Annotated in this window: 18 protein-coding genes; 6 read left to right on the forward strand and 12 right to left on the reverse strand. The window is 68.8% G+C overall.

The window, feature by feature from the left end; translation table 11 throughout:
- Positions 1-277: 277 nt before the first annotated feature.
- Complete coding sequence (locus AB0J62_RS21330; protein ID WP_363873535.1) at positions 278-556, reverse strand: helix-hairpin-helix domain-containing protein; 279 nt, start codon at positions 554-556, stop codon at positions 278-280.
- Between the two features lie 81 nt (positions 557-637).
- On the opposite strand from AB0J62_RS21330, the gene AB0J62_RS21335 reads away from it, so the two are divergent.
- Positions 638-1,108 (forward strand): ATP-binding protein, encoded by a 471-nt coding sequence (locus tag AB0J62_RS21335; protein WP_363874691.1) that lies wholly within the window; start codon positions 638-640, stop codon positions 1,106-1,108.
- A 3-nt stretch (positions 1,109-1,111) separates the two neighbouring features.
- On the opposite strand, the gene AB0J62_RS21340 is transcribed toward AB0J62_RS21335, so the two are convergent.
- The 6 genes from AB0J62_RS21340 to AB0J62_RS21365 all read right to left on the reverse strand — a co-directional run bounded on the left by AB0J62_RS21340 (position 1,112) and on the right by AB0J62_RS21365 (position 9,547).
- Entirely contained in the window at positions 1,112-1,759 is a 648-nt protein-coding gene (locus AB0J62_RS21340; RefSeq protein ID WP_363873538.1) for a hypothetical protein, read from the reverse strand.
- Positions 1,760-1,998: 239 nt separating this feature from the next.
- Positions 1,999-3,858: a glycoside hydrolase family 76 protein gene (locus tag AB0J62_RS21345; RefSeq protein WP_363873541.1), complete on the reverse strand. Its 1,860-nt coding sequence runs from the start codon at positions 3,856-3,858 to the stop codon at positions 1,999-2,001.
- Positions 3,859-3,977: 119 nt separating this feature from the next.
- A complete protein-coding gene (locus tag AB0J62_RS21350) occupies positions 3,978-7,097 on the reverse strand; it encodes a chromosome segregation ATPase (RefSeq protein ID WP_363873544.1) in 3,120 nt (1,039 codons plus the stop codon).
- Positions 7,094-7,768, reverse strand: a complete 675-nt coding sequence (locus AB0J62_RS21355; RefSeq protein WP_363873547.1) for a hypothetical protein — start codon at positions 7,766-7,768, stop codon at positions 7,094-7,096. Before AB0J62_RS21355 ends, AB0J62_RS21350 begins: the two co-directional genes overlap by 4 nt.
- Positions 7,761-8,360, reverse strand: a complete 600-nt coding sequence (locus tag AB0J62_RS21360; protein ID WP_363873550.1) for a hypothetical protein — start codon at positions 8,358-8,360, stop codon at positions 7,761-7,763. The genes AB0J62_RS21355 and AB0J62_RS21360 overlap by 8 nt, the downstream gene beginning before the upstream one ends.
- Positions 8,357-9,547 carry a hypothetical protein gene (locus AB0J62_RS21365; protein WP_363873553.1) on the reverse strand — a complete coding sequence of 397 codons (1,191 nt, stop codon included), beginning with the start codon at positions 9,545-9,547 and terminating at the stop codon, positions 8,357-8,359. The genes AB0J62_RS21360 and AB0J62_RS21365 overlap by 4 nt, the downstream gene beginning before the upstream one ends.
- A gap of 319 nt (positions 9,548-9,866) precedes the next feature.
- Between AB0J62_RS21365 and AB0J62_RS21370 the strand changes: the two genes are divergently transcribed.
- Both AB0J62_RS21370 and AB0J62_RS21375 read left to right on the forward strand, forming a co-directional pair.
- Entirely contained in the window at positions 9,867-10,673 is an 807-nt protein-coding gene (locus AB0J62_RS21370; RefSeq protein WP_363873556.1) for an RNA methyltransferase, read from the forward strand.
- A 58-nt stretch (positions 10,674-10,731) separates the two neighbouring features.
- Positions 10,732-11,712: an SGNH/GDSL hydrolase family protein gene (locus tag AB0J62_RS21375; RefSeq protein WP_363873559.1), complete on the forward strand. Its 981-nt coding sequence runs from the start codon at positions 10,732-10,734 to the stop codon at positions 11,710-11,712.
- 1 nt (position 11,713) lies between these two features.
- On the opposite strand, the gene AB0J62_RS21380 is transcribed toward AB0J62_RS21375, so the two are convergent.
- Genes AB0J62_RS21380 through AB0J62_RS21390 form a run of 3 tightly spaced genes read right to left on the reverse strand, consistent with a single transcriptional unit; the run spans position 11,714 to position 16,741 of the window.
- Positions 11,714-12,607 carry a hypothetical protein gene (locus AB0J62_RS21380; RefSeq protein WP_363873562.1) on the reverse strand — a complete coding sequence of 298 codons (894 nt, stop codon included), beginning with the start codon at positions 12,605-12,607 and terminating at the stop codon, positions 11,714-11,716.
- A 35-nt stretch (positions 12,608-12,642) separates the two neighbouring features.
- Entirely contained in the window at positions 12,643-13,902 is a 1,260-nt protein-coding gene (locus AB0J62_RS21385; protein ID WP_363873565.1) for an SWIM zinc finger family protein, read from the reverse strand.
- Positions 13,895-16,741 (reverse strand): DEAD/DEAH box helicase, encoded by a 2,847-nt coding sequence (locus tag AB0J62_RS21390; RefSeq protein ID WP_363873568.1) that lies wholly within the window; start codon positions 16,739-16,741, stop codon positions 13,895-13,897. Before AB0J62_RS21390 ends, AB0J62_RS21385 begins: the two co-directional genes overlap by 8 nt.
- Before the next feature lie 80 nt (positions 16,742-16,821).
- Between AB0J62_RS21390 and AB0J62_RS21395 the strand changes: the two genes are divergently transcribed.
- The gene (locus AB0J62_RS21395) at positions 16,822-17,793 is read left to right on the forward strand and encodes a zinc-binding dehydrogenase (protein ID WP_363873571.1); all 972 of its coding nucleotides are present in this window, start codon (positions 16,822-16,824) and stop codon (positions 17,791-17,793) included.
- Between the two features lie 73 nt (positions 17,794-17,866).
- On the opposite strand, the gene AB0J62_RS21400 is transcribed toward AB0J62_RS21395, so the two are convergent.
- Positions 17,867-19,171: a GGDEF domain-containing protein gene (locus AB0J62_RS21400; RefSeq protein WP_363873574.1), complete on the reverse strand. Its 1,305-nt coding sequence runs from the start codon at positions 19,169-19,171 to the stop codon at positions 17,867-17,869.
- 146 nt (positions 19,172-19,317) lie between these two features.
- On the opposite strand from AB0J62_RS21400, the gene AB0J62_RS21405 reads away from it, so the two are divergent.
- Entirely contained in the window at positions 19,318-19,494 is a 177-nt protein-coding gene (locus AB0J62_RS21405) for a DEAD/DEAH box helicase (protein WP_363873577.1), read from the forward strand.
- 81 nt (positions 19,495-19,575) lie between these two features.
- Here AB0J62_RS21405 and AB0J62_RS21410 read toward each other — a convergent pair whose 3' ends face one another.
- Positions 19,576-20,805 (reverse strand): MFS transporter, encoded by a 1,230-nt coding sequence (locus AB0J62_RS21410; RefSeq protein ID WP_363873580.1) that lies wholly within the window; start codon positions 20,803-20,805, stop codon positions 19,576-19,578.
- 411 nt (positions 20,806-21,216) lie between these two features.
- Between AB0J62_RS21410 and AB0J62_RS21415 the strand changes: the two genes are divergently transcribed.
- The gene (locus AB0J62_RS21415) at positions 21,217-23,775 is read left to right on the forward strand and encodes an MXAN_6230/SCO0854 family RING domain-containing protein (protein ID WP_363873583.1); all 2,559 of its coding nucleotides are present in this window, start codon (positions 21,217-21,219) and stop codon (positions 23,773-23,775) included.
- Positions 23,776-23,910: the final 135 nt, after the last annotated feature.

A 23,910-nucleotide genomic window follows, 5' to 3' on the forward strand; every position in this document is an offset into this window, starting at 1 on the left:
CGACCGGGAGGTCGTGGGAGAGTAGGACGCCGCCGGACATTCACACTGTTAAGGGCCACCCCCTCGGGGGTGGCCCTTAACATTTCCACCACCAGCACCCACCGGCCAGCCCGCACCCAGCCCAGCCCAGCCCAGCCCAGCTCTACTCGACCGGCCGCACCTGCAGCCAGCTTCCTCCAGTCACCTTCACTCCAGCCAGCTGCACCTGCAGCTAGCTTCCTCCAGCCGTTCCACGTAGAGGTCCTCCTGGCCGGTTCTCTGTCCGGTTGTCGTTCGTCTAGCGCCGCATCTCCAGGAGCTGCTTGCGCTGGGGCGTGTAGGACCACCACGGCCGAGCCGGCTTGCCGTTGGCTTGGTCGGTCGCCGACATGATCGTGTCGAGCAGACACGGGTCGTGCCGTATGCCGTTCCGTTCGCAGATTGTTTCGTAGATGTCGAAGGGATCGCGGCCGGCGAGGTCGTCGACCTGCGTGATCCCTGCACGGCTCAGATAGCCGGCTACCGCCGCGCCTACGTTCATCAGGCTGGTCAGATCGCTCGATTGCTTGGTTGGCATGGTCCGACCATGCCTCGGCACCATGCCCGGCGTCTTGAATGGATCGGACACCCACCCATTTAGGATCGGTGCGTGGCCGTGATGGTGTTGATCGTGGGCTTGCCGGGCGCCGGCAAGACGTCGTGGGCTCGACGGCTCGAGGAGGAGCGCAAGGCGATTCGATTGACGCCGGACGAGTGGATGGATGCGCTCTTCCACACCAGCGAGGTTGATGGACGACGCTGGGTGCTGGAGTCCCAGCTCCTCTGGGGCGTCGCCGCGCGGGCGCTGGAGCTCGGGGTCGACGTGATCCTCGACTACGGCTGTTGGTCCGAGGAAGAGCGCGACCTGTTCCGGACCCGGGCGCAACAGTTGGGCGCGAGCGCGGAGATCGTCGTACTGGATCTGCCGCTCGACGTTCTGTGGGAGCGGCTCGAGCGGCGGAATACGAACTTGCCGGGTGCGACGTTCCGAGTCAGTCGGGAGGAGCTCGAGGAGTGGAGCGCCACGTTCGAGGTGCCGAGGGCGGATGAGGTTCAGCGCTGGGATCACCACTTGGTGGTGACCAGCTAGCTCTTACTCGGGCGCGATCCCGACGAGTGCGGCTGCTGCGCAGATGTGGACCGGTGTCAGGTCGATGGGGGAGACCGGCGCCTGGAGCAGAGTGCCACGCCCGTACGGCGTGAGCGTGATGTCGATGCCGGGCGCACCGGCGACCATGCCGCGGACGTACGTCAGCCAGCCCATCATCGGGATGCCGCGCCGGAAGACGCCGGCCGCGGCGGCGAGCTCGGTGTCGGCGATGCTGGCCCAGTCGGGCTCCCAGACCGTGACGACTGCGCGCAGCACCTGGGCGAAGCGCTCGGACTGCCTCAGCGCGTCCTCGTCGCTCCAGTGCAGAGTGAGCTGGTCGGAGATCGTGGTCATCGTCCCGCCCATGGACAGGTCGAACAGCCACGGCAGCTCACCGGTGCTCTGCAGGTGCAGGCGCGTCGTACTCGTGCCGTTCGCGAGCACCTTCGTAGTGGCCTCGACCATCTCCTGCAGAGGAGTGGAGCCGTCAGCCTCGAGGACGTGGTACCCCCAGCGCTCGTCCTGGGTCCAGTTGTGGACGTCGGGGAACGCGACGGCGACGGCGGTCAGTGTCCGGCCGACGCGGAGCGCGCGTTGCTCGACGGATTCGTCACGGTGCGACCATTGGGCGCGGAGCAGCCAGGAAGCCATTCACGCCCTCCGATCATGAGGCGGCCGGGTCTGCGGAGGTGACACCGCGGCCCCAGATGCAGGTGACGGTACGCCGTGATGCAACCGCTTGACCAGAGGTCCGCCTACTCGGTGTGAGCGGGTGATATCGGTCTCTGGAAGCGTCACCGGACCAGTCTGCTGTACCTACCGGTCAGTGGTCAGCACCGGGGTCCGATTTTGGTAACCACCCAGCGAAATCTGGACAACTGTCAAAGAATTCAGCTCTTCGAGGTCGCCGCCAACAGCCCGCTCAAGGCACTCGCCTGCGTACGCCAGTCACGCACAGTGCTACCGCCACCGGCCCATCGCTGACCGAGTCTGTTGAGTGAATCGCGGTCGTTCTGCCAGATCGAGTGGGCCTGCCGTTGCGCATACGTCCGGTACGACGCATCGCCGGTGGAGTCGGCCAGGTCCATCAGATAGCGCATGAACACGCCCTTGAACTGCTTCTGGTTGTCGTCGCAGGTACCGGCCGCGTCGCACGATTCGCTGAGGATGCCACCCGGGCTGAGTACTGACGACGACATCGCCGCATCGCCCAACTGCCTCGCCTCGGCGAGCAGCGAACCGTCGCCGGTCGCTCGCCAGAGTTCGAGCGCACCGCCGATCGCCAGTCCCTGGTTGTAGGTCCAGACGGTCTGCCCGTTGTTGGTGCACGATCCCGTCAGGCCGTCGTTGACCAAGCCGGCCGAGTTGATCATCCCGCTCGCGCGGAACCAGTTCCAGCCCGTCGTTGCCCGCTGCAACCAGACGCTGTCTCCGGCGATCCGGTTGTGCAGCGCTGCGGTCAGCCGGATGTAGAGGCCGTTGGTGACCGCGTTCTTGTACGTGCGCTCACGGTCCCACCACACCCCGCCGCCACACGTCCCCGTGTCCCAGTAGCCCTGCACGTAGTTCGCGATCGTGACCGCCATGTCCAGGTACCGCTGATCGCCGGTGAGGTCGTACGCCTCGATCCAGGCGATACCCCACCACTCGGTGTCGTCGATCGCGCGGCTGATGAAGTTCCCCTCCAGCGCATCACCGCTCTTCTGCCCGGCCGGGAAGACACCCTTGTTCTTCTCGAACACCTCGTTCACGATCCAGCGCAGATCGGTACGGCGGGTGCGCTGCTGGTAGTCCATCAGCGTGGTCACCGCGACCGCCGAGTTCCACCAGCTCGAGAGCCACCACGCCGTGTTCGGCTGGTACGAGTACATCAACGCCTCGGCGGCTGCAGCCGTACGATCGGAGGCCGGCCGCGCCCACGCCGTACAGCTGCCGTTCTGGCCTTCGACGGCTCGTCCGCAAGCACGAACTGCCCCGCCGTACAGCTTGGAGAGTGGGTCGGTCGTCGCATAGAGCTGCGTGCTCGTCGAGCTTGCGCCGGCGCCGACGCTGGTCCGGCCGAGTGACGAACCGTCGGGCCAGGACGCTCCCTCGTTCCAGGAGCGGTCCAGCCAGATCTCGTCGCCGGCGGTGCCGTTGGAGATCGTTCCCCAGGCCATGCCGCGGTCGTCGATGTGGAGCGAGATCGTGCGGTTGGACAACGTCGTCGACGGGACCGGCTGATTGTCGCCGGATGGTCCGTCGCTGCCGTCGCAGGCCGCCGCACAGACCGAAGTATGTACCCAGGCGGTGCAGTCGACGCCGGCCGCGTCGCCGCACGCGCGGACCAGGCCGCGCCGGTGTCCGGCCGGATCGGCCAGGTTGTACATCAGCGTGCGCGTGCCGGTCCATCCGGACGGGATCCACGCCTTGCCGAGTAGACCGTCCCAGGTCGCACCGCCGTCCCAGCTGCGGTCCAGCCAGACCGCGTCGTTGGTCGCGCCGCCGTCGATGCTGCCCCACGCCATCGCGTCCTTGTCAGAGACATGCAGTACGACGTGACGCCCGTTGATCACCTTCGCCGGCACAGGGAACGACTCCTCCTGCGCCTTCGACGGATCGAGCGTGTCGCACGAGACCGAGCACACCTGGGCTGCCTGCACCCGAGCTTCGGCCGTCAGCGTGCCTGCGGACAAGGCAATCCCGACGACAGCAGCCAGTAGTAGCCGCAGGCGGAGGGACGCGGTCAGCAAAGCCCGGCGTGACAGCATGTGGATCTCCCTGGGGCGGTAGGAAGAGAGCGCTCTCAACTCGTGAGTATGAGGACCACCGCCGCCAGGTCAAGACCTCGCAGCCCTCCAGCGCAACCTAGGCCTCGCAACCTAGGCATCTACGCGAGCGTCGGCGAGGCCAGCTCCAGCGTCGGCGTGGAGCCGCGGTACGACGTCATCCACTCGCGGAGCAGCTCGACCCGGGCCGCGTTGTCCTCGTTGCCCTTCACGACCGGCGCCTGGTTGTACGGCATCGTGTCCGAGCTCCGCCGAAGCTTGACGTACAGCCGGGACGACGCGAGTGCGTACCGCTCCATGTCGTCCTGCAGCGCGCCGATGACCGTGATGTTCCGGTCGCGACCGATCTGCTCGAACAGCGCGACTGCCTCACGGCGGTGCTGCGAACCGAGGTTGCGGCCGAGCTCGTCGAGGATCAGCAGCAGCGGACGATCCGAACCGCCGGCGAGCGCTGCGGCGCAGACAAGCTTGACCGCCTTCTCGTCCATCTGGGCGGTGTTGCCCTTCACGTTGAACGCGGAGAACGGACCGCCTTCCGACCGACGCCACTTCGGCGTGACCGTCCAGCGCCACGGCTTGTCGGGCTCGGTCGGCGGGTCGGGCTCGGGGAATTCGAGCTTCGCGCCGTACCCGCCGTACTGCTGGTCCAGGCGGTCGAACTCCTGCGAGACCAGGCGAAGTCGCGCTTTGATGCCGTCGGCAAGCGAAGTGCGGTGGGCACGCGCCGTGCTCTCCGCTTCGTCGAGGCCTTCCCGGGCGCGTTCGAGTGCGGCGTTCCGCTCGGCGCGCTGGCTGGCGATCTGCTGTTGCTGCAAGCTGTCGAACGTCTCGTGCTGCGCGAGGTGGCTGCTCAGTGTCCGGTGCAGCGCCGGCACCAGGCCGACGCGGTCGCCCAGGGTGCCGTTCGTCCAGCCCTCCGGGCCGTTCAGGATCTCCCAGAGCTCGGTCGGGATCTCCTCGCGCGACCGAGCACTCGGGAAACAGCTCCTGATGACGTCGTCGAGCTGCGTGCACGCCTGGTGGTTCCAGTCGGCCGTCGTACGGCGTTGCGCGTCGTCCGGCAGGCCGAGGATGAACTCCTCCGCCTCGGCGGGCGTGCCGCCCCACGCCGTGGTCCGCGTGGTGAGGTCGAGCGCGGTCTGTTCTTCCAGCAGCGCGAGCCGTCGGCGGGTCAGGTCGTCGAGGATGCGGTCGTGTTCGCGGCGGGTCGATTCGAGGTTCTTCAGGCGCTCGTCGCGTACCAGCTGCTGGCCGGCCGCGGCCTCCGCGGATTCCTTTGCTGCTTGGAGTTGTGGCGCGAGCGAATCTCGATCGGATTCGTGCCGGTCGATGGTCTCGCGGAGCTGCAGGATCTGCTCCTGAATCGCGTCCGCATCGGCGAGCGCCTGGGCGGCCGCGGTCCGGCGTTCTGCCTGCTCGACCCGGGATCGCGCCTGCTCCAGCGCGGCGGATGCGACAGCGCGGGCCGCTTTGGCTGCCTCCACGCGACGTCCGGCCGCCTGGATCCGGGCGGTCCGGCCGGTGATCGGCTCGTCGAACTGGCCGACAGCGACGACACCGGCTGCCTCGTCGATGTTCTCCTTGGTGGCGCGTTCGCCCAGGGCGGTGAAGAATCCGTCCAGTGCGAACCGCTTGTCCGCCGACTTCGGCCCACGGCGCAACGTCGGTGCGCCCGGACGATTGGCCAGCACCAGCAGGAATCCGGGGTACCCGGCGTCGGCCAGCGCGGTCGTCGCGACGGTCGCGTCCCCGGCATCGATGACCACGGCCTCGCGGTACGGCGCGAGCCGCGGCTCCCACTCCGCCCGGTCGGACTCCGGCAGCTCGGTGATGTCGGTCAGCGCGCCGCACTCGATGCCCGCCGTCTCCAGCACCTGCTGCTGGGTCGCGGACACGGTCTGACCGCTCTCGGCCTCACGAAGCTCAGCCTCTGTGTGCTCGACGGCCACCCGCGCGGCGTGGTCGCGGCCGATGTGCTCCTCGAGTATTTCGCGTGCCTCGGCCTGCTCCTCGGCTGCGACGGTCAGGTCACGGCCGTCGGCCGAGCGACCGGCCTCGGTCAGCCGCCGATGCTCCTGGCCGAGCCGCTCCAGCTGCTCGCGGACAGAACGCTGGGCCAGATCGAGTTCGCGGTCGCGGGCGTCGAGCTTGTCCCGCTCCTGACGGGTCAGCTGGACGTCCCGCAGCAAACCCTCTTCGTTGCCGAAGGCATCTATCTCCGTGTCGACAGATTCCTTCCGGGCTTCCTGCTCAGCAACACGTTCGTCGAGGACGCCGAGCTCTTGGAGGATCTCGCGGTTGCGGGCGTCACCGTCGATCAGGTGCCGGGCGTTGCGCGCCTGCCAAGACTCCTTGGCCGCCGCGAGCGCCTCCCGGGCCGCGGCGCGCTGCAGGATGCCGGCCTCGACGGTCGCCATCTCCTGCTCCCACCGCTGCAGGTCGGCCGTCGCCTGCTTGGTCGCCTCGCGCTGGGTGTGCTCGGCGGAGCGGTGCGCCTGCTCCTGCTCGAGCTCGTGGTCAAGACCGGTAAGGGTCGCGATCGCGTTGAAGATCCGGGCTGGGCCGAGCTCGTTGAGCGGCTCCGCGAGCAGGTTGGCGGTCGGGCTCGAGCGCACCGACGTCGACAGGAACGAGACGCACCGGACCTGGCCGCCGTACAGAACCTGGGACAGCTTGTTGGCGTGGAAGTCGGTGCGGCCGTTGGAGTGCGGGAGGGCGGCCCACAGTGCGTCGGCGCCGGCGGCGCGCTCGGCCTCGGTCGCGCCGTACGGGATGTGCAGCCCTTGTTTCCAGCGCAGATCGATGTACGACGCCTTGCGGTTGATGCGGATCCAGACGGTGATCGCGGCCGCCTCGACCTCGTCGAGATCGGTCAGCTCGGGATCGGAGAAGACGCCGACGATGTAGCCGCGGTCGACGTTCGACCAGTTGCCTTCCTGGCCGGCGGCTTCCGCGGTGAACAGCAACTCGGCTGCGCCCGGAGCGCCGCTGGTGAGGCGCCACTGGTCGTCGGCGTGCAGGAGACTGAGCGCGGCGATCCATGACGACTTGCCCGCGCCGTTGGAGTCGGTCGGCCCCTGGCCGGCGACCGTGATCAGGCCGCGGCCGATCATCGGGATCGGGTGTGTGGACAGCCGGGACAGGTCGACGACCTGAACCCCGAGCAGCACCTTGGACCCAAGGATGTCGAACGGCCCGTCCTCGGCTGCTGCGGCGCTCATGTCTCATCTCCTACTGCTGCGACTGCTGCGATTGCTACGGGGCTGCCGGTGCGGGCACGGATGGCTTCAGCGATCGGGCTGGCCGGGGCGGCGGCGAGGATCAGTTGGTCCTGCAATCGTCGGCGTGCTGCCGGTGTCAGGCGCTGCAGTTGCGGACCCGGGATGTACGACGGCCCGCCGGAGTGATCGCCGGAGAGCTGGATCAACCCGGCGGCGCGCAATCGCTGCAGGGACAGCCGTCGCTCCTCGCCGCTGATCCGCGTCGTCCGCAACTCGTCGACCGTGGTGGGCCGCGCCGACTTCCAGCTGTCGCCGGTCAGGATGCCTTCGCTGCGGGGGATCGCGACGGAATGGACGAGCACCAGCACAAGCACTGCGCGGTCGATGACTGACAACGGCTGCCAGCCTTGTGCGACCAGGCTCGCCGCGATGTCGTCGTCGTATCCGGCGGTCCAATGCGTGCCGTCGACGTGGACGAGCGTGCGGCCGATGAGTTTCAGCATCCGCTGTACTTGCCGGCGCAGGGTCACGTCGCGGAGGCCGGCCAGCTGTACTTCGGCGACCGGATGCGCGGCGTACTGCACTGCGCTGAAGGCGGCGAGCACTTCATCCCGTGCGCGGTCGCTGAGGTCCTGGAGCAACGAGTCGAACAGGGCGTGCTGCTCAGTCATCCAGCACCTCCTGGCGCTCGTCACTCTCCGGCTCAGATCGGGTGGACAGCTCAGCGGGCGGTGGCTCGGGGAGATGGCGGCACAGGTCGCGGAGGGTCGACAGGTCGGTCGCGGTCCAGGTGACGACGCGCGGACCGAGCCGTACCTCGGCGGTCTTCTCGTCCCAGCGGATCCAGTGCGTGGCGTGCAGGCGGCGCAAGCTGCCGATGATCAGGGTCAGGTCGCTCGACTGCTCTGGCCGGCCGCGCATCCCGGCGTACACGGATCTGATCTGGGCGAGCGTGCCGGTCACACCTGGCCAAGCGGGTGCGCTGCGGTCCGTCCAACAGCAGGTGACGCAGATCGCGAGCAGGCGGGCAGTCTCGTTGGGCTGCTCGACGGCGACCGGGGGAGCGCCGAGCTCCTCGAGGACGCTGTGACCTGCGCCCGATGGCAGCGTGGGGACGAGCCAGACGGTCGATCCATCCGGTGACGCTGCACGGGTGAGGCCGGCGACCGCGGGCGTCTCAGGGTCGACTTCGAGCGGCCCGGCGGACTGCACCTTCGCCCACCACAAGGCGTTGTAGAGCCGCCGCTCAACGGCTTCGCTCATCGCGCCACCCGGCGGAAGATGCCTTCGGTCGCCCAGGGTGTCCCCGCGGTCGGGTCGATCCGCATGCCGTCGGACCAGACCAGCTCGTAGTCGAGCTCGTCGTGTAAGTGCGCTGCGGTCAGCTCGGCCAGCACGCGTCGCGCGGTAATCCAGTCGCCGGCTTCGTCGACGACCTCCACGATGTCGACCTCGGACCGTCCGGCCAGCACTCGCTCCGCCTCCGCGCGCAGGTCTTCGCGATCCGTCGCGGCCGCAGACTCAGGCGCGTCGGCATCAGCGGTCGGGCGCGGTGGTGCCATCCGGGCGCTGCCGGATCGTCGTCCCGTCTCGACGGCCTCGACCATCGTCTGCGGCGAGAAGTCCGGAGCTGCAGCATCAAAGAGCAGGCCATCCAGCACGGCGGCGAGCGCATCGGGCTCACTGCTGCGCGTGAACGTCAGCCACGTTTCGATCGGCAGCAGTCCGAGCGCCCGCGTCGTACCCGCTCGCTCGACCAGGCGGCCGGCCGCGAGCTGTACGGCGTCGGCGTACGCCGCGAGGGCCATGCGGAGCGAAGTACAGTCGCGATGCAGCTCCGGCCAGCGCTCGAGCACGATGCGGTGGACCTTCTCGGCCTGCTCGATCAGGCGCTCGTTGCCCCACGCGAGCTGAGCATTCTCGCGGAGCTGGGCCGTGGTGCTCGTCGAGACCAGGATCGCCAGCTCGTTTCCGAGGAGTCGGAAGACCTTGGTCATCCGCCCGATGGACGCCTTGCCCTCATCAGCGGTCGCCTGCGGGTCGCTGACACTGTGCGCCTCGAGGGTGAGCAACTGGTGCAGCTCGGCCTGACCGCCCTGGACGGACATCCGGCGCAGGAACATCAGCATCACGTACGGCGCGAAGGCGGCGCGGTGGCGCAGCTCGTTCGGCCGGTCGACGAGCTTGGTGATCGCGCCGTACTGCCGGAGCACTTCGAAGCGGCGGACGATCATGTCATGCGGATACGCCCGGCAGGCGAGCGTGGCCTGCTCGACCGTCAGACCGTCGCTGCCGGCCTCGGCGAACGCGTCCAGGATGGCCTGGTCGACGTCGAGCAGGTCGGGGTCGACGATCATCGCGCCGGCCTCGCGGGCGAGCACGGCGAAGACCTGGCGGTAGACGCGCAGCACGGCCGCCTCGGCCTCGGCGTCGAGCAGTGTCGCGTCCATCCCGCACTCCCTCCCGTGTGATAGCGCCTGAGACAACAACTGGGCTACCAGAGAAAAGGACTCTAACCACCCACACCGACAGACCAAAACTCACCCGCCACGAGGCTGTGGACAACTCGATCGCGGCCGGTGCTGTGGAAAACCGGATGACGCGTGCGGCCGGGCTGCCTACCATCCGAGATGTGATGAGAATCCTTGGCTGACGCGGTCGACAGGCCGCGTCAGTACCACGGCGCCCCACGGGCGTCGCCCCGCCGGTGCGGACCCTGTCGCAGGGTCCCCGGCGCGCTTGCTGATTCTCTCCATCCGGAGCTTGCACATGACTGTGCACACCGCGCGTTCCATCGGCGCGCAACATCCCCGTGTCCGTGACCTGCTGACCCTGCGGAAGGACGGTTCACCCGGCCGGATCATGGTCGAAGGCAGTTGGGAACACGACCGCCTGCTCACCACGACCGCCACCATCGACGCGTTCTTCTGGTGTCCTGAGAGCGCCACGACGGAACTCGCCACGACCGAGGTCCACCGGATCGCGGAGCGTGCCACCGAGGTGTACCGCATCTCGGAGAAACTGCTCGCCCGCCTCTCCCGCAAGACCCGTTCCGACGGCCTGATCTCGATCGCACGGCTCCCGGAATGGCGGCCGCACACGTTCGAGTTCACCGACGAGTCGCTGGTGCTGGTCGCGGACGGCGTCGAGTACGCCGGCAACCTCGGCACCCTGATTCGTACGGCGGACGCCGCCAACGCCGACTGTCTCGTCCTGACCAGCAGGCGGGCCCGGCCGACGCATCCGTCTGTGTACTCCGCCAGCCGCGGCACCGTCCTCTCGACACCGATCCTGGAGTTCGACGACATCCCGTCCGCCGCGGCGTGGCTGCGAAGCCATCGCTTTCGCGTCCACCTCGCGGATCCAGCGGCAACGGGGACGTATCGCGTTCCTCAGTACGACGGGCCGACGGCATTCGTGGTCGGTTCGGAGGGCTCGGGGCTGTCGCGGGAATGGCATGACGAGGGGTTCGACGCGGTGTCGATCCCGATGCTCGGGCAGGCGGACTCGCTGAACGTCGCGCTGTCGGCGGGCATCCTGCTGTTCGAGGCGCGGGCCCGGAAGGCGGGATGGTGACCTCTTCGCCTGCACGGCCAGGCAGAATGGCACAGCAACCGAGACCGAGGAGCGTGCTGTGCCGTTCGAGCCTGGCGAGGTCGTCGCCCCGTCCGATCCGCGCATCGTCCTGGAAGGACAGTGGGGACACCAGCCCGGCGTGGCGATCACCGTGAACTCCGGTTCGCGGATCTCCTTCTCGTACGCCGGTGAGCGGCTCCAGCTCCTCTTCGACACCGACGGGCTCACGGTCGCGCCGCACCTGTGGATCACGGTCGACGACGGCGAGCCGGAGTTGCAGGTGGTCGAGGGGCCGGTCGTCGAGCTCTCGGCGCCGGACGGCCGGCACCGCGTCGAGATCGTGGTCAAGGACGTCAACGAGCACGCGAACCGGTGGAACCCGCCGTTCGAGTGCGCGGTCGTGTTCGCCGGTCTCGTGCTCGACGTGAACACGCGACTCCGGCTGAGCGGTCGGCCAGGCGGTCCGCGAATCGAGTTCTACGGCGACTCGATCACGCAGGGCGTGCGGTCGCTGAGCGAGCACCCGGAGTCCGAGGGCGCGGACGGCACGACGTCGTACGCGTATCTGACTGCTCGGGCGTTCGGCGCGACGTCGTACCAGGTCGGGTTCGGGAGCCAGGGGATCAGCAAGCCAGGGAACGGCGAGGTGCCGGCCGGCGTGGACTCGTTCGGCTGGAACTTCGCCGGCTCACCGGCCGAGCGCGTCGAGCCGTCCGACGTGGTCGTGATCAACCTCGGCGTGAACGATCCGACGCTGGACCTCGAGGAGTACGCCGGTTATGTACGGCGGGTGCGCGCGGCGTACCCGGAGACGACGATCGTGGCGCTGACGCCGTTCAACGGCAAGCACGCCGACACGATCGAGGCCGCGGTGAAGTCCCTCGACGACCCGAACCTCGTCTACATCGACTCCACCGGCTGGATCACCGAGGACGACTGCACCGACCAGGTCCACCCGACCGTCGTCGGCCACGCCAAGATCGCCGAGCAGCTGATCCCAGCCCTCGAAGAACACACCACCCTGCGCAGAAGCCGCTGATTCATTCGTAGGCTGGTGCGATCGCTTGGGCGAGGGCGACGAGCAGGTCTGGGTTCAGCGTGCTGCCCGGGGTTGCCACCAATTCGACGTAAGCGTCCTTGGCGGTGCGGAACGCCAATTCGCCGTCTGTTTGTTGCCAGCCCTCGGCGCCGACGTTCACCCGATGCGACGTGAACCCGCCTTTCACGTAGCCGAAGTCGAGCGCCGGATCCGAGCCCAGGCCACCGGATCTGACCGCAACCGAGCGGGTCGCCGAGCCCCACTGGCACGACAGGTAGCCGTCGGTCAGGGTGTCTCGCCGCAGCACCGCCTTCTCGCCGAGCAGTCGCTCAGCTGCCGCAGTGCCGCGGGCGCACTCCGGCTGCGCGATGATCGCCGGCGCTGTGGGAAGGCCGCCGGGCAGTCCGACGATCGTCTCCGCGATGGATCGGAGTTCGTCCAACGTGCCTGAGCCGTCGTTCACCATGCGTAGCTCGACCGGGCGGTTGCCGGCGCGGAAGACGAGCCAGGGAGCGGCGGCCGCCGGGTCGACGGCCCATGACCCCGGCCCGACCTCGCCCTCGATGACTTTGGCCGCGTACTGCATTCCTGTGACCCACTCGGTGTCGCTCTTGCGGGTCTGGGCGAACTGCGCGTCGGTGACCGGGATCGCGGACAGACCGACCCAGACCCGATGGAACTCCTGTGTCGTGTCGACCAACGAGCAGTTGTCCGCGAGCGGCGCGGAGAGGCGCGACTCTGCGTCGGCGGCCTTCCAACCGGTGAGCCGCGGGGCGAGCCGCTCGCACAGGTTCCCCGCTGGTGCCGGTGTCGGCACGACCTGCTGTGTGGTGTGGCTGTCGCAGGCGGCCAGGCCGAGCAGCAGGACAGCTACCGCGGCTGTGATTCGGCGCATGGTGGTGCACCCTCCCCAGGTACGTCAGTCGGAGCTTAGAGGAGATCCTTGGGATCTGGAGATGGGGGCCCAGACAGGGTCCAGTCGCTGAAGTGTTGATCGAAGCGGTACCAGAGGTTGTCTTGGCCTAGGCGGAGTTGGAGTTTGCCTGAGGTCACTCGGTTGGCTTCGACGGTGGCGTTGGGGAGAGCCTCGAGAGCTTCTGTCAGGGCGTCTGGGGTGACTGGGATGACTGTGACCGGATCGTCGAGGGTGACCGCCAGTCCACCGGGGCCGGCTTCGCGCCAGGCTACGGCCCAGGTGGTCAGTCGACGGGAAGAGATCCCTGCGCGGTGGGCCAGGTCGGCTAGGTCGGGGGTGCCGAGGGCCTTGGCTGCTCTGCGGGCCAGGTCTTGTTCGTAGGTGAGGTTGAGGCCGCCGTCTCCGTCGCCGGACGCCAGCTCCCAGGCGCGTCGGGCGGCGTCGGTTGCCAGTGCGACGAGATCTCGTACGTCGACGCCGGACGAGCGCGGTGGGTCGAGAACTCGCACAGCTGCAGGCACGCCGGGTGCACCGAGCGGCCTAGGTGGTGCAGGCACAGGAACAGTTGACCGGGTCTCGGGCGTCAGGTGGCGAGCAAACGCTGCTATCGCAGGGATGCCGGCCGGTGGGGGAGTGCGGGGTGCGACAACTGGGGCGGCCGGCGAGCCACGGCGGGTGCGGAGGCTTGCCAGGAGTTCGTCTTTGCGCCGACCGCGGAGGAGGAGCAGCGCGAACGGGTCGTCGTCCAGCGCATCGGCGATCAGATAGCAAACGGCAGCAGAATGCTTGCAGGGAACGGCAAAGTCAGGGCAGGTGCAGTGCGTGAGGACTTCGCCGGCTCCGGGCAGGAGCTCGAGCCCGGCATCGCGCACGTCGTCGATGACCTCGGGCGGCAGCTCACCATCCAGCAGCGCCGCGACCCGACCGATCTGTGCCGAGACCACATCCAGCACCGAATCCCACTCCGCGCTCGAGAACGCGCGGATCCGCACGGTCACCTGGTACGGCGTGACGCGGCTGCCCTGTACTACTGCCTCAACCTCTCCCGGACTCACGGTTAGATCGACAACACTCCCGCGCCGCGCGTACGACCGTCCACGTGACAACCGCCCAGGGTCAAGCCGAGCGCGCTGCTCCAGCGCCTCCAACCACGCGCGACCCCACCACGTCGCCCCGAACGGCCGGCGGCTCCCCGGTCCCTTCGCCGCAGGCAGCCCGGCGTCCTCACCCTTCCGCCGCCACCCCTGCCACGGCACCCGATCCTCGTCAGCCATCGGATTTCCCAACGGCAGAAGGGTTGTACGCACTCGCCGAGCCGGACTTGGCCGGCGTCGTCGACAGCTCGACCAGCTCGGTGAGCTCAGCATCCGACAGCTCGCTCAGCCACGCCTCACCCGAGCCGACCACGGCATCGGCGAGGTCCCGCTTCGCGTTGATGACGGTCGAGATCCGGTCTTCCAGCGTGTTCTCGGTGACGAGGCGATGGACCTGCACCGGGCGGTCCTGGCCGATCCGGTACGCGCGGTCGGTCGCCTGATCCTCGACCGCAGGGTTCCACCAGCGGTCGTAATGCACGACGTGCGTGGCCTGAGTCAGTGTCAGCCCGACGCCGCCCGCCTTCAGGGACAGCAAGAACACCTGCGCCGCGCCTGATTGGAAGTCCGCGACCAGTTGCTCGCGCTTCCGCACGCCGATCCCGCCGTGCAAGAACAGCGACTTGATCTGCCGCGCCGCCAGATGCGCTTCGATCAGCCGGCACATCTCGACGTACTGACTGAAGATCAGCACGGATTCGCCCTCGGCCAGGATGACGTCGAGCAGCTCGTCCAGCGCGGCGAGCTTGCCCGAGCGTCGCTCCAATGGACCGGGCTCGTGGAGGAACTGCGCCGGGTGGTTGCACACCTGCTTCAGCTGCGTAAGCAGACTCAGCACGAGCCCGCGCCGCGCGATGCCCTCCGCCTCCTCGATCTTGGCAAGCGTCTCCTTGGCCACCGCCTGATAGAGCGTGGCCTGCTCGACGGTCAGTGGTACGACGACATCGCGCTCGGACTTCTGCGGAAGCTCCGGAGCGATCCCCGGATCGCTCTTGCGCCGTCGCAACAGGAACGGCCGCGTCACCCGGGCGAGCCGCGCGGTCGCCTCTTCGTCGTGGAACCGCTCGACGGGCACGGCGACGTCGTGGCGGAACCGGTCGAGCGTCCCGAGCAGCCCGGGTGCCGACCAGTCGAGGATCGACCACAGCTCGGACAGACGGTTCTCCACCGGCGTTCCGGTCAGCGCGATCCTTGTTGCTGAGGGCAACGTTCGCAGCGCGCGAGCCGTGCGGGACAACGGGTTCTTCGCGTGTTGCGCCTCGTCGGCAACGACCAGGCCCCACGCCACCTCGCCGAGAACACGGTGGTCCTGACGCACGACGCCGTACGTCGTGAGCACCACCTCGTCAGGCGCGATATCACTCAGCGTCCGGCCCGTGCCGTGGTACCGCCGCGTCGGCACGTCGGGAGCGAACCGCTCGAACTCGCGCTCCCACGTGCCGAGCAGGGTCGACGGGCAGACGACCAGCGTCGGGCCGCGCCGCTCAAGCTGGAGGTGCAGCGCGATCACCTGGATCGTCTTCCCCAGGCCCATGTCGTCGGCCAGGCAGCCGCCGAGGCCGAGGTTGGCGAGCTGGGCCATCCACGCGACGCCGCGTCGCTGGTAGTCGCGGAGGGTCGCGCGCAGGCCGACCGGATCGGTGAACGGAGCCGGCTCCTCGGCCGTACGCAGCCGGGCGAGCATCGCAGCCAGCGAACCATCTGCGTCGAACGGAACAAGCTCGCCGTCGACATCGATGGTCCCCGTCAGCGCCGCACCGAGTGCCTCGGCACCCGTCAGTTTGCGCGTGGAGCCGTTGCGGAGTCGGCGCACGACGTCCTGGTCGACGCGGATCCAGCGGCCGCGCATTCGGATCATCGGCCGTTTCGCTTCCGCGAGCGCGCCGACCTCGGCCTCGGTCAGGTCCTGGCCGTCGAGCGTTGGTCGCCAGCGGAACGCGACCAGATCGTTCAAGCTGAAGTCAGGGCCGGTGATCGCACCAGGAGTCGGAGTGGCGACCGAGCCGCGGACGGCCAGCTCACCGGCGAACAAGTCAGTCGGCCAGAGGACCTCGATGCCTGCGCCTTCTAACGCAGTGCTTCCTTCGGCGAGCTCTTCCAGCGCATCGTCGTCGATGCCGACCTCCTCCGGAGCTGCGTCGCGCAGCGCGGCTCCCAGCGGCGGCCAGACTCGTGCCCCGCGGCGGAGGGCGAGGAGGAGGTCGGTCTCAGCGCGCTCACCGAGGGCCGTGAGTACGGCGGCGGGCGCGTTCCACATGTCCGCGACGTCGACCAGCAAGCTCGGATCGAGCCCGCTGCGCAACTGCAGAACGCCGCGGAACGATTCCTGAGGCAGCTCGGGTGGCTCGATCCGGAGGACCAGGCGAGCGCCGGCCTCTTCGGCAAGGGCCGTCTCGTCGAGCCAGCCGGTCGGTCCGATCAGCGTGGTCGGATCGGCGGCGGCGAACGGCGCGGCACCAGGGCGCGTGGCCACAGCTGCCGCCGGCGTACGAACGATGCTGTCGGCGAGCGCGTCCCAGAACGCGCGGACGAGTTGCTCGGGTTCGACCAGCCGGACCGGTCGGGTGCCTTCGATCGGCAGAGCATGACCGTACGCCGGCATCGCGGCGCTGAGGTTTCGCAGCCAGGCGCGGTCGATCGGATCGAGTGGAGCGACGCGCCAGGCGCCGTACCCCTCCGGGCTGCGATCCGGCACAAGGCGCCCGCGCCCGATCAGCACCAGTCCCGCCAACCCGGCCGCCCGCCACGCAGCCCAACTAGCGGCCCAGCCGGCCGAGTCGATGTCGGGGCCGACGTCTGGGCTGGTCAGGCGGGCGAGCAGCTCGGGCATGGACAGGAGCCGAGCAGGCACCGTCGTACGGCGGACCGTCGAGCCACGCGGCAGCACGAGGTCGACCGTGCCATCAGGCTGCTCGCCGGCCGCGGCCAGGTCGCCGTACAGCGCCAGCCGGCCCGCGCGCGGCGGGTCGGCCGGAACGAAGACGGCGTCGAGCATGCCCTGCACAGTACGCCGGACCACCGACAACTCCCGCGCTTGACCTGAACCAAGGTTGAGGTTGCAGTCTCGGAACTCCGAAGACAACCGGAGAGAGTGCAGCTATGCGTGCAGCAGTAGTGACCAAGTTCGGCGGTCCGGACGTGATCGAGACCCGCGACCTGCCGGACCCCGAGCCCGGAGCAGGCCAGGTGCTCGTCGAGGTGGAGTTCGCGGATGTCATCTTCGTCGAGACCGCGATCCGACGCGGCGGGCACGGCAAGTTCTTCGACGTCGAGCCGCCGTACGTCCCGGGAGGCACCCTCGGTGGACGGGTCCGCGCGGTCGGGCCCGACGTATCCGCGAACTGGATCGGCAAAACCGTCGTCGGCCGCGCGGACGGCTTCGGTGCGCACGCCGAGCTCGCCCTCACCACGACCGACCTGGTCGAGGTACCACCACAGCTTGACCTGCAGACCGCGGTCGCGGTGTACGGCGACGGGTTGACCGCGCTCATGCTCGAGGAACTGGCGCCGTCGATGACCGGCCAGGACGTACTGATCACCGCCTCGGCCGGCGGGATGGGCCTGCTCCTGATCCAGCTCGCCCACAAGGCCGGCGCACACGTGATCGCAGCCGCCCGCGGCGAGGAGAAGCTCCGGTTGAGCCGGGCCCAGGGCGCCGACGTACTGTTCGACTACAGCAAGCCGTCCTGGGAGAAGTTGGTGCTCGAGGCAACCGACAATCGCGGCGCCGACATCGTCTTCGAAGGCGCCGGCGGCGGGCTCGGCGCGGCCGCGTTCAGCGTGGTGAAGGACGGCGGCTGGTTCTCGGCCCACGGCGCCCCCAGCGGCAACTTCGCCCCCATCGACCCCGCCGAAGCCACCCGCCGCGGAGTAACCCTCAAGGGCATCATGGACCTCCGCGCCGACTCGACCACCGCGACCATCACCGGCACCGACGTCATCACCCGCGCAGCCGCCGGCGACCTGACCCCCGTCATCGACCAGCTCTACGACCTCGACCACCTATCCACCGCTCACCAAGCCCTGGAGAACCGAACCCTCCGCGGCAAGGCACTGATCCAGATCGGCTGACCGGCCGGCTGGGCAACGGGAGCGAGTGCGGCCTGGATCAAGCCGGCTGCGCGACGAGAGGAGTTCGGCGAAGCTACTGGTGCTGGTCGTGGGTGGGTTCGTCGGCACGGTTGGTGATGCCTGGGCGGGCGGTGACGATGCGGTTGCGGCCGTCGCGTTTTGCGGTCAGCAGGGCATTGTCGGCGGCGAGGATCAGCTGGTCCATGGTGTCGGCGACGTCGGGGTAGACGGCCGCGCCGATGGACGCCGGTACGCCGGTGATGACAGCGCTGGTGGCGGTCGTGGTCTCCACCGAAACGCTGAGGGCGCTGAGCCGGTCGCGGATCCGGCCGGCCACCTCCAGCAGTTCGTTCTCGGAGGCGCCGGGCAGAAGGACGGCCAGTTCGTCGCCTCCGACGCGGGCGACCAGATCGCCTTGCCGGACCTCCGCCCGGATACAGTCACCGGCCGCGCGCAGGGCCTCGTCGCCGGCTGGGTGACCGTAGGTGTCGTTGATTTCCTTGAACTTGTCCAGGTCCAGCATCAACAATCCGACGGTGCTCCGCAGGGCCTGTGCGCGTGCGAGCTCAGCGGGGACCGCGTTCGCCCAGTACGCCGACGTCGCCAGACCGGTCTTGACGTCCGTGCCCGCCGCCCGCTGGAACTGCGGTAGCAGCAGATCGCGGTGCAAGGTGAGCACGGTCACCATCAGGATCGGCACCACCCACGGGTACGACGCCTGTAGCCCGGCGACCGCAACGCCGAGGCCGAGCCCCGCGACCACCACGAGCTGGTCGGCGAGGTCTCCCAGCGCGCCACGGGCCGTGGCGTCCGGCGACGACAGCAGGATCGCACCGATCACCAGCGCGAAGTTCACCAGCCACCACGTCGTCGCGGCAGCGAGGACGACCAGCAAGGACCAGGGCCCGGTAGGCACGCGGGGCTCGGTCAGGAGGCCGCCCGCCCGGAGCGCGGCGGCGCCCGCGGCGCTGGCCAGGATGAACGTGCAGGCCGAGAAGACCTTCCGGTGCGCGATCGTCCGTCCGTAGACCCGTATCCAGGAGTAGCTGTACGAGATGACGACGAGCGCGACCACCAGGCTGAGCGGGAGCAGGAGCAAGCCGGCGAAGACCCAGAGGCTCTTGAGATTCGTGTACGGCGAAGTGTTCGCCGCCATCTCGCGTCGCCGCTCGATTCCGCGGGCAGACTCCAGGTGCAGAACCGAGGCGGCCGTCAGCACACCGAAGGCAAGCCATTCGGACCGCGTCACGCCTCGGGCACCGGAGATCGACGAGCTCACAGCCAAGGTGGTGATGATGACCGCGACAACGTCGACCCCGAGCACGTACAGCAACGCCGGACGGGGTAACGACCAGAGCTTCCACCGGCGGGGTGGCACCCAATTGCTCCGACCGATCAGAATCATTCTTGCCTCACAGGATCGACCTGAACGGTATTCCTGAATAGTAACGGCTTGTTCACGCGAGGTCAGCACCGGCCCGCGTTTCGTCCCATCTGACGGATGGCGAAGGAAGGAGCTCCACCATGACGAAGATCAGCACCGGCAACGAGTGGTTCCACGGCGGCAACGAGTGGTTCACGGGCGTCGGGAACGAGTGGTTCGCGGCGGGGAACGAGTGGTTCACGCAGGGTGGGAACGAGTGGCTCCGCCGTACCGGGCGGCCCGGAAATGAATGGTTCACCGCCGGCAACGAATGGTGAACCAGGGAATTCTTTACCTGCATTTTACGGACGCTGCCGGAGATGTTTGCGCGGATCTCCGGCGGATTGACCGGCAGCTGTTTACCGGGGTGCCGGTTCGGCCCGGCGGGCGTAGCTCCAGGCGGCGCCCGCCGCCAGGGCCGCGACGGCCCCCGCGGCACCCATGATGCCGAGCGACACCGACGGCGCCCAGCGGTCCGCGAGCAGGCCCGCGAGCAGGATTCCGAGGCCTTGGCTGCCCTTCAGCGCCGTACTCGCGACCCCGAAGGCCTGGCCCCGCTGTGCGTCCGGGACTGCTTGGACGAAGGCAGCGCTGGCCGGCAGGTGGTAGGCCGAGGCGAGGCCCGACACCGCCCACAAGGCGATGGTCGTGGGCAGGTCGGGCGCCACGAAACAGAAGATCAGCGGAACGCAGGCGAATACGGCCAACGGTGCCAGCAAGCGCAGGCGCCGAGCTGGTTGCAGCGCGGTGATTAGCCACATACCGGCGACGGCGCCGGCGGGGCTGGCGGCCAGCAGGAAGCCTGCGGCAGTGGTGCCGCTGCCGATTTCGTGGGCGTAGGGGACTGCTAGGCCCTCTACGGTGACGTAGAAGCCGGCGATGGTGGCCAGGAGGACGAGGGTGCGGAGTTTCGGGGTGCGGGCTACCAGGGCGATGCCGGAGGTCAGGTCCTTCAGATAGCTTGCTGGTGGCGCATCTGTGCCACTCGCCGGGGCGGGTCGTCGGCGTACTCCGAAGGTGATCAGGAGGGCCGACAGGACGAAGGTGGCGGCGTCGAGGAGCAGGCCGCCTGACGTCCCCACGGCGACCACGACGGCGCCGCCGAAGCCGAAGCCGAGGACCTGGCTGAACTGGACGACCATGTCGTTCGCGGCCTTGCCGAGGACGTAGTGGTCACCCGGGAGTACGGCGGGCAGCGTCGCCCCACGCGCCGCGTTGAACGGCGAACCGAACGCCTGTAACGCGACCAGCAGCAGGATCACCACGAACAGTGGAAGTGCCTGGATCGCCATCCCTGCAACGAGAATCGCCCGTGCGACATCGGTGATGATCATCACCGTACGTCGCGGGTACCGATCAGCGAACCCGGCCAGCAACGGCCCGAACAGCAGGTCCGGCACGTAGGTCAGCGCGTAGGTCAACGCGGTCAGCCCGGCCGACGAGGTCCGGTCGAAGACCAGCACCGACAACGCCACCCGCGCGAGCTGATCGCCCGCCACCGACAGCACCCCTGCCAGGAACAACGCCCGGAACTCGGCGTGCCCGAAAACGTCACGCCAGCGGGCCCGCTCGACCACCGCAACCGACATACCTACGACGTTAACCACATTCCGTGGCCCGACACCTCCCGACGGTGATCAACTCCGTGTCCGGCGGCACCTCAAGGGTTTACTTGCGGCGCATCTGTGCCAGTTCGAGCTCAGATCGGGGGACCCGGTAGCGCAGTATTTGGGTGAACGTTCTACTCTGTAGATCTCCGGTAGCGGGGTCTGGGCGGGGCGGCCCCGACCCTGCTACCGGAGCTCTTCTTTGTGAGCCCCGTTGCGGCCCGGAAACTGTCGGTGGGCCCCCGTAGCGTTCTCAGTGCCAGGGGCGGCTCCTGGACGTGCTTCCTTCTCCTTCACCAGGCCAAGTAGCGCGTCCGCTCTCCGCCCCTGGCGCCGCCATCACAGCACGAAGCGGCACAGGACGAAGCACAGGACGCCAGCGGGGGAGACGCCATGCGGGAAGAATCAGCGCAAGTCCTGCTGCGCCGGCGTCGGCTCGTGGATGTCACCACGCTGACTCCGGCGGTGCGCCGGACAGCCTGGCAATGGCTCCGCCGTCCGCTCACGATCCAGGCCGGACTGTCCGCGCTTCAGGCCGACCTGATCCAGCGGGGCTTCCTGCTGTCCGTCGGCCTCTACCGGCACTGCGCCTCGCTGTCGGCTCCTGCCCTTGCCGGCTTCGGCAGAGCGCTGCTCGACCTGCTCGATGCCGAGTCCGGTCGCGACACCCACCACACGCCGCTGTTCCGCGGCTTCCCGGAGAGCGTGCCGGGCAACACCGAGACCTTCTACATCAACAGGGTCTTCGCTCGTCTCCTCCAGGAGCCCGACCAGCCCTGCGTGCTCTGCGGCGACACCAAGACAGTGCATCCGGTGTCGCCGTGTGCCCATCTGGTCTGCCGGACGTGCTGGGACGGGTCGGACTTCAGCGCGTGCCCGCTCTGCCTGCGCCGGATCGATCGCAAGGACCCGTTCCTCAAGCCGTCGTTCGACGGGGAGCAGCCGGCGCACGTCCGTTCGGACCGTCTCCGCCTGCTCTCACTGGCAACAGACGACTCGGCCCGCGAGACAGTCGAGTCCCTGCTCGCGCGGCGCGCGCCGCTCTCGGCCGCCGATCGGGCCGACCTGCTGGTGCTGCTCGACGGCGCCGACCCGTCGTGGCTGCCGGACGAGATCCCGGTCCGCGAGACCCGGGCCCTGGTCCTCGCGCACTTCCTCGCCGACGATCCGGAGCTGATCGAGCGCACCGACACCGCGACCGACGTACTGCGACTGATCTACGCGCTGATGGACGCCGACCCCGGCCTGCGAACGCCGCCGGCCCGGCGGAAGTCGTTGCCGCGGGCAACGCGACGGATGCTGCTGCAGCGGTTGGACCGGCTTCCGGTGGAGACGCTGACCGAGGACCTGCTGCGCCACGAGCGGGCCTGGAAGCGGATCGCGGAGAACCTGCACCCGTTCGAGTTCGCGACCCGTTTCCCGGTCGCGGCGCTCGCGTTCGCGGTGCTGCGTCGTACCGATCTGGATCTCGCGACCGCGGCCGGGCGAGCAGTGGCGGGTGAGGCGGCGCAGCATCCGTTGATTCGCGTTGAGCACGGGCGGCTCGTGATGAGCACGTTCGCCGCCCGGGTCGAGGGCGCCTTCGCGCAAGGCCGGCCCGAGCGGGCGCTCGACCTGCTGCGTGAGCGTCCAGGCGAGTTGGTACGTCGCTTGGTGCACTTGGCACGCGTGCTCCCACCCGAGCACTACGCGGATCTCGTCGACGCACTCACAACCGCGGTGTCGGACGTTTCGCCAGGAGTGATCACAGCCGCGCTCGGTCAGGTCCGGACTCCGCCCGGCGATCTGCGACTGTTCTTCCCACGCGGCGGGACGGCCCGGATCTGGACGTCGGTCGACGACCGCGAGCCGTTGCCGAGCGAGCTGGCCATGGAGCTGTCCGGCGTTCTGACCGGTGAAATGTTGCGTCGGGCAACGGATCTGCCGCGGTGGCGGCGGGCGTTCCTGGACGAGGAGCTGACCCGCCTGGCCGCGCCCGGTTCGGAGCGGAGCACGTCGTCGAGTCTGCTGCGGATGACGCGGGGGAGTGCGGTGCCGATCCCGCAGGACGAGTTGCTGCGGCTGTTCCTGCACTGGGTCGAGCCGGCCGGTCGGCGGATCGATCTCGATCTGTCCGTCGCGGTGTTCGACGAGGAATGGGCGTTCGTTGGGCTGTGCGATTACACGCGGCTGCGGTTCGACCAGGACGCGCTGGTGCACTCCGGCGACCTGACGTCGGCGCCGGCTCCGCGGGGATCGACGGAGTTCGTGGACATCGACCTGCGCGCGGTGCGCCGGGTCGAGGGTCGTTACGTGCTGCCGGTCGTGTTCAGCTACAACGACGTACCGTTCGATCAGTTGGAGCGCGGCTTCGTCGGGGTGATGCGGCAACCAAATGGTCTGTTCGACCCGGCCGCGGTCGAGGAGCGGTTCGACCTGTCCGGGCCGGCGAAGATCCTGATGCCGTTCGGCGTCGACCTGCACACCAAGGAACTGCGCTGGTACGACGTGAACCTCGGCGCGGCCGGCTACGGTCACAACGTCGCGAAGTACGGCGGCCGGCTCGGGCTGATGGCCGCGACGCTGGAGGAGGTGCACGGGTCGGGCGATCGGGTCAGCCTGTGGGAGGTCTGTTGCTGGCACGCGGCCGCGCGGACCGACGAGATCGCGGTCCGGTGCGCCGACGGGTCGGTCGTCGGGTACCAGCGGCAGCCGTCCGAGGAGCTCGCGGCGTTCGCGCGCCGGGTGACGGCTCGGTTGGAGCCCGACCGGCGGTGGGACGAGGACGCGGCCGACCGGGCGGACTTCGTTGCGGTGCTGGCCGGTGACGTCACGCCGCGATCGGGTTCGGAGGTGTATGCGCTGCATCCGCGTCTGCTCGACCGCGCGAGTGTGTCGTTGATCGACGCGCCGCACCTGCTCGCCGTACTGGCGCCTGACACTCGCGCCCGGGCGACGCTGCGCCCGGTCTGAGGCGCGGCCCCTGCACTCGGGCGAGTCTGGCAGGGGCCTGAGAATTATTTGACAGTTCCGTGACGGAGGCGGGGGTGTTGCTTTGGTGCGCTCCGGTGCAGGAGTACAACGGAATTGACGCGAAGGGAGCCACGA

The sequence above is a fragment of the Kribbella sp. NPDC049584 genome (assembly GCF_040675555.1).
GTDB lineage: Bacteria > Actinomycetota > Actinomycetes > Propionibacteriales > Kribbellaceae > Kribbella.